The organism is Kitasatospora sp. NPDC051705 (genome assembly GCF_044453265.1).
Lineage (GTDB): Bacteria > Actinomycetota > Actinomycetes > Streptomycetales > Streptomycetaceae > Kitasatospora.
The window spans coordinates 1-12004 of sequence record NZ_JBITCO010000015.1; the positions used below are offsets into that span (position 1 = coordinate 1).

Consider the following 12004-nt stretch of genomic DNA (forward strand, 5'->3'; position numbering starts at 1 on the left):
CCCGGGGCCGCCCCGGCGCGCCGCGCCGGCGGGGGGCCCAGTGCGCTGGGTGGTCCCCGGGGGGGGGGGGCGGGGTATGGGGGGGCCCCCCCCGCGGGCCCGCCCGCCCGCCCCCCGGGGCGCGGGGCGCCCGTCCCGTTCCGTTCCGGGGCCTGCGCCGCTACTCCCCGCTGTCGGGCTCGAAGCGGACGACCACGGCCTTGGACGTCGGGGTGTTGCTGATGTCGGCCGTGGAGTCCAGCGGGACGAGCACGTTGGTCTCCGGGTAGTAGGCCGCCGCACCGCCGCGCGCGACGGGGTAGTGGACGACCCGGAAGTGCGGGGCGCGGCGCTCGACGCCGTCCTTCCACTCGCTCACCAGGTCCACGAACGCGCCCTCGGTCAGCCCCAGTTCGGCGGCGTCGGCCGGGTTCACCAGGACCACCCGGCGGCCGCCCTTGATGCCGCGGTAGCGGTCGTCCAGGCCGTAGATCGTGGTGTTGTACTGGTCGTGCGAGCGCAGCGTCTGGAGCAGCAGCCGGCCCTGCGGGACCTCGGGGGCGGTGAGCGGGTTGACGGTGAAGTTGGCCTTGCCGGTGGCGGTGGGGAAGCTCCGGGAGTCGCGCGGGCCGTGCGGGAGGGTGAAGCCGCCGGGGCGGCGCACCTTCTCGTTGAAGTCCTCGAAGCCCGGCACCACCCGGGCGATCCGGGCCCGCAGCGTGTCGTAGTCCGTCGCGAAGTCCTCCCACGGCAGGCTGTCCTGCGGGCCCAGCACGGCGCGGGCCAGCCGGCAGACGATCGCCGTCTCGGAGAGCAGGCCCGGCGCGGGCGGGCGCAGGCCGCCGCGCGAGGAGTGCACCTGGCCCATCGAGTCCTCGACGCTGACGAACTGGGCGCCGGCGCTGGTGACGTCCCGGTCGGTGCGGCCCAGCGTGGGCAGGATCAGCGCGCGGGCGCCGGTCACCACGTGCGAGCGGTTGAGCTTGGTGGACACGTGCACGGTGAGCCGGCAGCGGCGCATCGCGGCCTCGGTGACCTCGGTGTCCGGGGTCGCCGCGACGAAGTTGCCGCCCATCGCGAAGAACACCTTGACCTTGCCGTCGCGCATCGCGCGGATGGTGTCCACCGAGTCCAGGCCGTGCTCGCGCGGCGGCTCGAAGCGGAACTCGTTCTCCAGCGCGTCGAGGAAGGCCTTCGAGGGCCGCTCGAAGATGCCCATCGTCCGGTCGCCCTGGACGTTGCTGTGCCCGCGCACCGGGCAGACGCCTGCGCCCGGGCGGCCGACGTTGCCGCGCAGCAGCAGGAAGTTGACCACCTCGCGGATGGTGGGCACGGCGTGCTTGTGCTGGGTGAGGCCCATCGCCCAGCAGACGATGACCTTCTCCGAGGCCAGCACCAGCCGGCCCAGCTCCTCGATCTGCTCCCACGGCAGGCCCGTCGCGGCGAGCACCTCGGCGCGCTCCGTCGCCCGGACCTGCGCCTCGAAGTCCTCGTAGCCGTGGCAGTGCTCGGCGACGAAGTCGCGGTCCACGCCGTCCTGCTCCACGATGATCCGGTTCAGCGCGCGGAACAGCGCGAGGTCCCCGCCGAGGCGGATCTGCAGGAACAGGTCGGTCAGCTTGGTGCCGTGGCCGACCAGGCCGCGGGCGTTCTGCGGGTTCTTGAACCGCTCCAGGCCCGCCTCCGGCAGCGGGTTGACGCTCACGATCGTGGCGCCGGCCCGCTTGGCGCGCTCCAGCGCGGACAGCATCCGGGGGTGGTTCGTCCCCGGGTTCTGGCCGGCCACGATGATGAGGTCGGCCTGGTAGAGGTCCTTGAGGCTGACGCTGCCCTTGCCGACGCCGAGGGTCTCGTAGAGCGCCGAGCCGGAGGACTCGTGGCACATGTTGGAGCAGTCCGGCAGGTTGTTGGTGCCGAGCCGGCGGGCGAACAGCTGGTAGGCGAACGCGGCCTCGTTGCTCGTCCGGCCCGAGGTGTAGAAGGCGGCGCCGTCCGGGGTGTCCAGGGCGCGCAGCTCCTCGGCGATCAGCGCGAAGGCGTCGTCCCAGGAGACCGGCGTGTAGTGGGTGGCGCCCTCGTCGAGCAGCATCGGCTGGGTGAGCCGGCCCTGCTGGCCCAGCCAGTAGCCGGAGCGCCCGGCGAGCTCGGCGACCGGGTGGGCGGCGAAGAACTCGGCCCGGATCCGGCGCTCGGTGGCCTCCTCGGCGACGGCCTTGGCACCGTTCTCGCAGAACTCCGCGGTGTGCGTCTTCCCGGGCTCCGGCCAGGCGCAGCCCGGGCAGTCGAAGCCGTCGGGCTGGTTGACCTTGCGCAGCGTGGCCAGGGTCCGGCGCGGGCCCATCTGCTCGGCCGCCATCCGCAGGCTGTGGCCGACCGCGGGCAACCCGGCCGCGGCGTGCTGGGGCGCGGACACTTCGGGTGCGTCCTGCGCCGGGTCGCTCTGCGGGGCCTGCTTGGCCATGACCGCTTCTCCTCGGCTCTGCTCGTCCGACGGCCGTGCCGCCGTGGCCGCCGCGCCGTCGCGGGGGCCCGGTGCCCATCCTTACACCTGGTCGAAGCCGGGGGGAGGGGCGGCCGCCGGCGTCGGTAGAGTCGGGGGGTCCAGGAGGGTGGGGGAGGGGCGCGTGCGAGTCGGTGATGTCCTCGACGGCCGGTACGAGCTGGTGGAGAAGCTCGGCCAGGGCGGCTTCGGGGTGGTGTGGCGGGCGCTCGACAACCGGATGCGGCGGCCGGTGGCGGTCAAGGTCATCGGGCACCACGGCGGCGACCGGGCGAAGGCGGCGCTGCGGTTCGTCCGGGAGGCCTGTGCGGCCGGGAACCTCTCGCACCCGCACATCGTCACGGTGCACGACCTCGGCGAGAGCGCGCTCGGCGACCAGCAGATGACCTTCCTGGTGATGGAACTGCTGACCGGCCGCACCCTGACCGAGGTGCTGCGGGCCGGCCTGCCCGCCCCGGAGGAGAGCCTGCGCTGGGCGCGGCAGCTCTGCGAGGCGCTGGCGGTGGCGCACGACGCGGGCATGGTGCACCGGGACGTCAAACCCGACAACATCATGATCACCGACGCCGGGCACCTCAAGGTGCTGGACTTCGGCATCGCCCAGCTGGACACCGGCGCGGGCGGTCTGACCACCACCGGGACGATCGTCGGCAGCCCCGCCTACATGGCGCCCGAACGCTGGACCGGACAGCGGGTGGACGGCCGGACGGACCTGTACGCCCTCGGCTGCGTCCTGGTCGAACTCTTCACCGGGGCACGGCCGTTCGGCGGGGACTCGACGCCGGTGCTGATGTACCAGCACCTCAACGAGCCGCCGCCGGCGCTGGACCCGGTCCGGTTCGGGCTGCCGGCGGAGGTCGCCGGGCTGGTCGCGGAGCTGCTGGCCAAGGACCCGGCCGACCGGCCGGCCGACGCGCGGACCGTCGAGCGCCGGCTCCGCGAACTGGCCGGGCGCCCCGTCGGCGCGGCGGCCGGGCCGGCGGTGGTGCCCACGGTGCCGGACCGGCCGGCCCCGGCCGAGCTCCCGGCGCCGCCTAGCGTGCCGCCGAGTGCGCCGCCGAGTGCTCCGCCGGCCGGAGCGCCGAGTGCGCCGCCCGTCGCACCCCCGCCCGTGCCGGCGACCGCCCCGCCCGTGCCGCCCGCCGCGCCGCCCGCCGTCGTGGCACCTGCCGTCGGTGCACCGCCCGTCGATGCACCGCCCGTCACCGCGCCGCCCGTCGATGCACCGCCCGTCGTCCCGGCCCCGCCCGCGCCGGGGGCGCCGGTGCTGTCCCCGCTCACCACGCCGCCGGTGGTCGCCGCGGCCGTGCCCGACGCCGTCCGGGCCGCCCTGCGCGAGCGGCGCTCGGCGGCCTTCCGGGCGGCGACCGCCGGCGAGTCGGTGATCCAGCTCCAGGCGGTCGCCCAGGAGTGCGTCGCCGTCCTCGGCGCCGCCGACCGCGACACCCTCTGCACCTGGCGGGACTTCACCTGGTACCTCAGCCGGGCGGGCGACCTGGACGGCGCGATCCGGCTGCTGTCGACCCTGGTGGAGGACATGCGCTCCGCGCTCGGCCCGGCCGACCCGGACACCCTCGGCGCCCGCTACCACCTGGCGTGGTGCGTCGGCGAGAGCGGCGCGACGGTGACCGCGATCCGGCTGCTCTCCGAGCTGCTGCCCGACCTGCACGTCTCCTGGGGGCCGCAGGACACCCGGGTCCTGAAGGCCCGGCACGACCTCGCGCTCCACCGGGCCAACCGGGGCGACCTGCAGGGCGCCGTCCTCCAGCTGCACGGGCTGCTGCCGGAGCTCGTCCAGGCGCTCGGCGAGCGCCACCCCAGCACCCTGCAGGCCTGGCAGGACCTGGCCGGCTACCAGCAGCGGCTCGCCCAGGCGGGGCGGCATCCGGGGTCCGGCCCGCGCCGGGGCCGGACGCCGCGGATCAGCCCGATGGAGGCGCTGGTGCTGGTGCGGCGGCTGCGGCTGTGGGACTTCGCCGACGACCGGCAGGCCCGCGCGTGCATGGACGCGCTGGACCGCGGGACCGGCCTGAAGGGCGTCGCCGACCTGGTCTTCGAAGCTCCGGACCACGTCTCCGACGAGGACCTGGTGGAGGAGATCTTCGGGCCCTGACCCCGCGGCGCCCGGAGCCCCCGCCGGAGCTCGGTCGGACAACACACCTAGGCCGCCAGCGCCGCCGCCGGCAGGGCGGCCAGCGCCCGCAGCAGCGCACGGGCGGCGGCGTCGTTCTGCCGGAACCCCGGGGAGTCGGTGCGCGGGCGGGCGAAGGCGGCGGCGGCCCGCAGGCTGGTGTGCGGGCCGAGCGCGGTGCGCCGCGGGTGCGGGGCGCCGCCCAGGGCCGGATCGAGCAGTCCGCTGTCGCCGGGGGCGATGGTGACGAGCCCCGAGCGGTGGGTGAACTCCTCGTCCGCGACCACCTCCTCCACGATCCGGCCGGCGCGGTGCAGCCCGCGCAGCACCGGGTCGAGGGTGCGGGACAGCTGGTGCTTGGGCAGGTAGGCCTCGATCAGCGCGGTGGCCGTGACGGTGTGGCCGGGCACGGTGGCGCCGGAGGCCCGCCAGGTGCCGGTCGGTTCGTCCCGCACGACCCGCACGCCCGCACCGAGGAAGCGGACCACCCCGGCCTCGGAGAGGGCGAGCAGCTGGCGCAGCCGGAAGCCGGGCGGGCCGGAGGCGAGGTGGCTGAAGTAGCCGAAGAACCACTCGTCCACCTCCTCGGCGACCGAGCGGGCGGTGAGCCGGCCGGTCGCGAGGATCCGGGGGAGCTGGCCGAACAGCGAGAGCAGGGCGAGGAAGGCGCCGAGGTCGGCGCTGTGCGCGGGATCGGCGCGGCGGTCGGCGTCGGCGGTGACGTAGTCGCGCAGGTGCTGCTGGAGCTCCTCGGCGGAGCCGAGTTCGAGACCGGCCAGCGGGTGGTCGAGCCGTTCGAAGTCGATCCGGTCGGCCGGGTCGGGGACGGCCTCGGCGACCAGCGCGGCGAGGCCGGGGGAGTACCAGTCGAGCCGGTCGAGGCGTTCGAGGAAGACCGGCCAGGGCAGCGCGGTGCGCTCGGGGTGGGCGTGGAACAGCTCGTGGTAGTGCCCGAAGGCGATCTCCTTGGCCATCGACGGCCAGAAGTCGCGCCGGAGTTCGAGCGGGCCGTCGGTGGCGAGGACGGCGTCCACGGCGGCCGCGTCGAAGTACCGGGGGAGCGGGGCGCGCGGCCCCCGGAGCCGGTAGCCGGTCTTGGAGTGGTAGGGCACGCCGCGCCGGGAGCCGAGGTGGAGCACCGGCTCGCGGCCGGACGGGCGGTAGCGCAGCCCGCCGCCCGCGGGCTCGAAGCGGCCGCCGCGCCCCTCGGTGAGCAGGGCCACCAGGTCGACGGAGGCGAGGCCGAGGCCGCGCAGCACGACGTGCTCGCCCGGGGCGATGCCCGCCAGCCGGGCCTCCGCGTCGGCCGAGTAGGCGGGCGGGAGGTGGAAGCGGCCGTGCCGGGCGGCGAAGGCGGCGTCGGCGGCGTACCGCGGGTGCGGGGCGGAGTCGAGGTGGCCGAGGGTGAGGGCGACGTGGTCGGCGGTGAGCGTGCGGTCGCTGAGCCGGACGGTCTGCGGGCCGTCCGCCGGGCCGTCGACGCCCTGGACGGTGTCCCGGTGGACGGTGACCGTGACGTGCGGCGGGAGGTCGGCGACCGCGCGGCGGAACACCCAGTCCAGGTAGGCGCTCTGGGCCCGCCGGGTGGGGAAGTCGGTGGGCGCGAGGGTGGCCAGTTCGTCCCGTACGGCGGGGTCGGCGACCTCCCGGTACGGTGCGAACTCCTCCTGCCGGGGCGCCCATTCGGCGAGCGAGGGGCCAGGGCGGACCGGGCCGTCGATGGTCGAGCGCTCGTCGGTGAACATGGTGACGTCCTCGGCCATCGAGTTCATCCGCAGCAGCGGGGACTGCTCGCTGCGCCAGATCCGGCCCGCACCGGGCGGGTGCGGGTCGACCAGGTGGACGTGCAGGGGTCGCTCCCGGGGCAGGAGTTCGGCGGCGTTGGCGGCGATCCGCTCCAGCAGGCCGGTCCCGCGCGGGCCGGCTCCGACGATCACCAGCGCCGTCATGCCGCCACCTCGCGCAGCCGGCGCAGGGCGGCCCGGGCCCGCTGCAGCGGGGTGGGCGGCAGGGCCTCCCGGGTGGCACCCCTGGCGTAGTGCCGCTCGACGTAGTACTGGCCGACGGACAGCAGCGTGGTGATCACCAGGTACCAGAGGGTGGCGACCACCAGCATCGGGATGACCCGGTACGACTGGAGGTAGACCAGCTGCACCGAGTAGAGCAGGTCCGAGACGGCCAGCACGCTGACGATGCTCGTCCCCTTGAGCGCGCTGATCAGCATGTTCCCTGCGGTCGGCACGATGGAGCGCATCGCCTGCGGGACGACGATCCGGCGCAGCACCCGCCACCGGCCGAGCCCGAGCGCGGCCGCCGCCTCCAGCTGGCCGCGGTCGACGGAGAGGATGCCGCCGCGGATCACCTCGGCGGCGTTTACGCGCCCTCCAGCAGGGTGAGGCCGATGACGGCGGTCAGCGTGGGGCCGATCAGGTTGACCGTCCGCACGGTGACGAACTCGGGGCCGAAGGGGATGCCGAGGCCGAGCGTCGGGTACAGCGCGCCGATGTTGAAGAAGAACAGCAGCTGGACCAGGGGCGGGGTGGCGCGGAAGACCCAGACGTAGCCCCAGCCGAGGGCGCGCAGGACGGGGTTGGCGGACAGCCGCATGGTCGCGAGGCCGGTGCCGAGCACGAAGCCGAGGGCGAGCGTGACGGCGGTGAGCCACAGGGTCAGGGTGAGGCCGTCGAGCACCGACCGTGCGGTGAACCAGTCGGCGACCACGCCCCACTGGAAGGCCTCGTTGCGGGCGATCGAGTTGACGGCCATGGCGGCCAGCAGCAGGGCGACGCCGGCGGCGAGCCACTGGCCGGGGCGGCGGCGGGCGACGATCCTCGCCCCGGGGTCGGGGCCGGGGTCGGGGTCCGGTGGCGTGGCGGGGCGGCCGGGGGCCGTGCGGTCGGGGGCGGGCAGGACGTCCGGCGGGGTGGCCATGGCGGAGGCTCCTGGCGGGAGTGCGGGCGGGCGGGGAGGTACGGGTGTGGTCACGTACGGCCGTCGCACCGGCCCGCGTCCCTCAACACGGCCGGCGCTGTGCACTGCACTCCGCGGTGATCGTACGCATGCGCGATCGACGACTGTCAAGGGTGGGACGGGCCCGCCGGGCCGCCCGCCGGGACCGGTCGCAGGGCGACAGGAGATCGCAACAGAGCGGCAATGATGGATGGTTGACGGACCGATCGGCCGACTGCTCAACTTGAGGCCATGTACGCCGAGCAGCCCCTGGTCACCCGCGACCACATCGACTTCGGTCGGGTGTGGTCCGCGGCGTGTCACGGCTGACCCGGCAGCGGGCCGCACGTCCCCGGCCCTGATCCCTTCGGGGGACCATCCCTCGGTCCGCCCCGTCGCGGGCCCGGACCGCCGCCCCTGACCGGCGGCGCCCCGGGTGCCGGCCGCCGCCGTTGACCCCGCCCTGCGCTCCGGCAGTCCCCTCCCCGCACCACCGTCACGTACCCGTGCTCCCGGCCGCCCGTGCCGCCCCGCGCCCGGGCCGGCTCCGGTCTGCCCGGCCGTCCGGCCGGCCGTCCGCCCGTCTGCCTGCCCGTCCGCCCGCCCATCTGCGGTCCGGGCGTTCCACCCACCCCGAAAGGTTCCGCCATGCCCGTCGAGTTCCTCGGCATCGCCGCCACCGGCGACGGTTCGGAGACCACCGCCCGCACCACCGCCGCCTTCGACCGCGACTACACCCTGCGGCTGGCCCGCGCCCACGAGGACCACGGCTGGGACCGCGTGCTCTTCGCCTACGGGGCCGGCTCCCCGGAGCCCGCGGCCGCGGCCGCCTACCTCGCCGCGCACCTCGACCGGCTGCAGATCCTGCTCGCGCACCGGCCGAACGTCTCCTACCCGACCTTCGCCGCCAAGACCTTCGCCACCCTGGACCAGATCAGCGACGGCCGGCTGACCGTGCACTTCATCACCGGCGGCAACGACCACGAGCAGCGGCGGGAGGGCGACTTCCTGTCCAAGGACGAGCGCTACGAGCGCACCCGCGAGTACATCGGCATCGTGAAGAAGGCGTGGACCAGCCGGGAGCCCTTCGACCACGAGGGCACCCACTACCGCTTCCACGACTTCGTGTCGGACGTCTTCCCCGTCCAGCAGCCGCGCCCCGGGGTCTCCTTCGGCGGCTCCTCGGACGCCGCCTACGCGGCCGGCGGCGCCGAGGCGGACGTCTACTGCCTCTGGGGCGAGCCGCTGGCCCGCACCGCCGAGCAGATCGAGCGGGTGAAGGAGGCGGCCCGGGCCGCCGGGCGCACCGACGTGCCGCGGATCCAGGTGGCGTTCCGGCCGATCATCGCACCGACCGAGGAGCTGGCCTGGGAGAAGGCGCACCGGACGGTGGACGCGATCAAGGCCCGCCGGGCCACCGGGGAGGCCCGGCGGCGCGGCCGCCCGCTCGGCGACGCCCCGGCCGCGGCCCCCGAGAACACCGGCTCGCGGCGGCTGATCGAGATCGCCGAGGCCGGTGAGCGCTACGACCGGGCGCTGTGGACCCCGACCGCCGCGGTCACCGGCGGGGCCGGCAACTCCAACGCCCTCGTCGGCACCCCGGAGACGGTCGCCGAGGCCCTGCTCGACTACTACGACCTCGGCGTCGACATCCTGTCCGCCCGCGGCTACCACCTGCTCGACGACGCGATCGACTTCGGCCGCCACGTCATCCCGCTCGTCCGCGCGGAGGTCGCCCGGCGGGACGCCGCCAAGGCCGCCGCGGAGGCCGCCGAACGGGCCGAGCGCGACCGCCACCAGCTGATCGCGGTCCAGGCGTGAGCGACCCCGCCCCGGTGCCGGAGTTCCGCCGGGTCGACGTCGACGACCCGCTGGTCGAGCCGCTGCTGCGCGAACTCACCCACGAGTACGTCAGCCGCTACGGCCCCGAGGCGCACCAGGAGATGACCCGCTACCCGCGGGACGCCTTCGCCGAGCCGCACGGCGTGCTGATTCTCCTGCTGGAGGACGGCGAGCCGGTCGCCGGCGGTGCGTACAAGTGGTACGACGAGCGCACCGCGGAGCTGAAGCGGATGTGGACGCACTCCGCGCACCGCCGCCGCGGCCTGGCCCGCCGGGTGCTGGCCGAGCTGGAGCGCACGGCCGCCGCCGCCGGTTACGCCCGGATCCACCTGACCACCGGCCCGCGCCAGCCCGAGGCCAGGGGCCTCTACCTGGCCGCCGGCTACACCCCGCTGTTCGACCTCGCCGCCGATCCGCTGACCATCGGCCCGCTCCCCTTCGAGAAGCACCTGCCGGTGCCGTCCGAGCAGCACCTGCCGGTGCTGACCACCACCTGAAAGGCCCCCCGTGAGAACCACCACCGCCCGCCGCCTGTCGGCCGCCGCCGCCCTGCTGCCCGTCCTGGCGCTGGCCGCGTGCGGCTCGGACCCGGGCGCCACGGGCCCGGCGGGCGCGGGCGGAGCCGTCACGGCCGCCGCCCAGGACGTCGTCTCCGGCGTGCCGAAGTCGGACGCCGCCGCCGCGCTGCTGCCCGAGGAGGTGCGCGCGGCGGGCACCCTGACGTTCGGGGCCTCCTTCGGCGCGCCGCCCACCGCCTTCTACGCCGACCAGGCGAAGAAGAAGCCGGCCGGGATCGACGTGGACTTCACCGACGCGGTGGCCAGGGTGCTCGGACTGACCGTGCAGCGCGAGGAGGCCGCCTTCGAGACCATCCTGCCCGCCCTGGACAGCGGCAAGTTCGACGTGGGCACCGGCAACTTCGGCGTCACCACGGCCCGGTTGAGGACCATCGACTTCGTCACCTACATCGACGACGGCCAGGGCTTCGCGGTCCGCAGGGACGACACCCGGACCGAGCCGGTCACCGACCTGGTCCAGCTCTGCGGGCTGACCGTCGGCACCGGCGCCGGCACCACCTTCGAGACCACGCTGAACGCCAGGAAGGACGTCTGCGCCGCGGCCGGGAGGAAGCCGTACGAGGTGAAGGCGTTCAGCGACAGCGGCGCCGTGCTCACCAGCCTCCAGCAGGGCCGGGTGGACGTGCTGATGTCGACCATCAACGGCCTGCGCTACCAGGCCGCGCAGGAGGCCTCCGGGACGCGCTTCCTCGGCGAGTTCCACCGGCTGGACGTCGGCTTCGCGTTCAGGAAGGGCTCGAAGCTCACCCCGGCCTTCCAGGCGGCGGTCAACCAGCTGATCAAGGACGGGACGTACGAGCGGATCCTCCGCAAGTGGGGGGTCGCCGACTCCGCCGTCAAGGAGTCCCTGATCAGTCCGCCCGAACACCCGTGACCCGCCGGCCCGCCGGACCCGCTCCCCGGGCCGGTCGAAGGAGCCCCCGATGACCGTCACCACCGAGCCGCCCGCGCCCCCGCACCGCGGCAGACCCGATGCCGACCCGGCAACCCCGGCAGCCCCAGCAGCCCCGGCAGAAGCCGTCGCCGACGCGACAGCCGGAGCCCCGGCCCCGGCCCCGGCCCCCGACCTGGACGAACTGGCCGGCCTGCGGACCGTCCCCGCCCGGCACCCCTGGCGCTGGGCGCTGGGGATCGCCGCCCTGGTCGTGCTCGCCCAGTTCGCCCACGGCCTGGCCACCAACCCCGGCTGGGACTGGGCCACCTTCCGGATCTACTTCACCGCCGACACGATCGTCCAGGCGGTCGGCCGCACCCTCCAACTGACCTTCTACGGGACGGTGCTGGGCTTCCTGCTGGGTGCCGTGGTGGCCGCGATGCGGCTGTCCCGCAGCCCGATCCTGCAGTCGATCGCCTGGGCGTACGTCTGGGTGTTCCGCTCGATCCCGCTGATCGTCCAGCTGGTGTTCTGGTTCAACCTGTCGTACCTGTACAAGCGGTTCGGGTTCGGCATCCCGTTCGGCCCGACCTTCGGCGACTTCGAGACGGTCGGGGTGCTGAGCGCGCTCGGCGCGGCCGTCCTCGGCCTCGGCCTGCACCAGGCCGCCTTCGCCGCCGAGATCATCCGCGGCGGCGTCGTCGCGGTGGATGCCGGGCAGCGGGAGGCCGCCGCCGCGCTGGGCATCCCGCGCTGGCGGCAGGCCTGGCGGATCGTGCTGCCGCAGGCCATGCGCGGGATCCTGCCGGCCGCCGCCAACGAGGTGATCTCGCTGCTCAAGGGCACCTCGGTGGTCTACGTGATGGCCATCGGCGAGCTCTTCTACCAGGCGCAGGTGGTCTACGGCCGGACCGGCCGGGTGGTGCCGCTGCTGATGGTCGCCACCGTCTGGTACGTGCTGCTGACCACCGTGCTGTCGATCGGCCAGTACTACGTCGAGCGCTACTTCTCCCGCGGCTCGCAGCGCAGCCGGCCGCCCACCCCGCTCCAGCGCGCCCGGGCCTTCGTCCGGAGCCTGCCGGCCCGCCCGGCGCCCGCCCGCACGCCCGACACCCGCACCACCGGAGGACGCCCGTGACCACGCTCGCCAA

The 12004-nt window shown here is 75.2% G+C and carries 7 protein-coding genes and 1 pseudogene; 5 read left to right on the plus strand and 3 right to left on the minus strand.

Annotation, left to right across the window (positions count from 1 at the left end):
* Positions 1 to 160: 160 nt before the first annotated feature.
* A complete protein-coding gene (locus ACIA8Q_RS20095) occupies positions 161 to 2440 on the minus strand; it encodes an FdhF/YdeP family oxidoreductase (protein ID WP_396317503.1) in 2280 nt (759 codons plus the stop codon).
* Positions 2441 to 2603: 163 nt separating this feature from the next.
* Between ACIA8Q_RS20095 and ACIA8Q_RS20100 the strand changes: the two genes are divergently transcribed.
* Entirely contained in the window at positions 2604 to 4592 is a 1989-nt protein-coding gene (locus tag ACIA8Q_RS20100; protein WP_396317504.1) for a protein kinase, read from the plus strand.
* 47 nt (positions 4593 to 4639) lie between these two features.
* Here ACIA8Q_RS20100 and ACIA8Q_RS20105 read toward each other — a convergent pair whose 3' ends face one another.
* Positions 4640 to 6559: an FAD/NAD(P)-binding protein gene (locus ACIA8Q_RS20105; RefSeq protein ID WP_387902291.1), complete on the minus strand. Its 1920-nt coding sequence runs from the start codon at positions 6557 to 6559 to the stop codon at positions 4640 to 4642.
* Positions 6556 to 7541, minus strand: a pseudogene (locus ACIA8Q_RS20110) (amino acid ABC transporter permease). Before ACIA8Q_RS20110 ends, ACIA8Q_RS20105 begins: the two are co-directional and overlap by 4 nt.
* Before the next feature lie 666 nt (positions 7542 to 8207).
* On the opposite strand from ACIA8Q_RS20110, the gene ACIA8Q_RS20115 reads away from it, so the two are divergent.
* The 4 genes from ACIA8Q_RS20115 to ACIA8Q_RS20130 are packed head-to-tail and all read left to right on the plus strand — an operon-like array spanning position 8208 to position 11991.
* Positions 8208 to 9380: an LLM class flavin-dependent oxidoreductase gene (locus tag ACIA8Q_RS20115; protein ID WP_396317505.1), complete on the plus strand. Its 1173-nt coding sequence runs from the start codon at positions 8208 to 8210 to the stop codon at positions 9378 to 9380.
* On the plus strand, positions 9377 to 9898 hold the full coding sequence (locus ACIA8Q_RS20120) for a GNAT family N-acetyltransferase (protein WP_360204524.1): 522 nt from the start codon (positions 9377 to 9379) through the stop codon (positions 9896 to 9898). Before ACIA8Q_RS20115 ends, ACIA8Q_RS20120 begins: the two co-directional genes overlap by 4 nt.
* A 10-nt stretch (positions 9899 to 9908) precedes the next feature.
* A complete protein-coding gene (locus ACIA8Q_RS20125; protein ID WP_396317506.1) occupies positions 9909 to 10853 on the plus strand; it encodes an ABC transporter substrate-binding protein in 945 nt (314 codons plus the stop codon).
* A 49-nt stretch (positions 10854 to 10902) separates the two neighbouring features.
* Complete coding sequence (locus ACIA8Q_RS20130) at positions 10903 to 11991, plus strand: amino acid ABC transporter permease (RefSeq protein ID WP_396317507.1); 1089 nt, start codon at positions 10903 to 10905, stop codon at positions 11989 to 11991.
* The last annotated feature ends 13 nt before the right edge of the window (positions 11992 to 12004 follow it).

Excerpts from the sequence above, each read along its gene's own strand:
- ACIA8Q_RS20095 (WP_396317503.1), bottom strand. The coding sequence starts at position 2,440 with ATGGCCAAGCAGGCCCCGCAGAGCGACCCGGCGCAGGACGCACCCGAA.
- ACIA8Q_RS20105 (WP_387902291.1), bottom strand. The coding sequence starts at position 6,559 with ATGACGGCGCTGGTGATCGTCGGAGCCGGCCCGCGCGGGACCGGCCTG.
- ACIA8Q_RS20115 (WP_396317505.1), top strand. The coding sequence starts at position 8,208 with ATGCCCGTCGAGTTCCTCGGCATCGCCGCCACCGGCGACGGTTCGGAG.
- ACIA8Q_RS20130 (WP_396317507.1), top strand. The coding sequence starts at position 10,903 with ATGACCGTCACCACCGAGCCGCCCGCGCCCCCGCACCGCGGCAGACCC.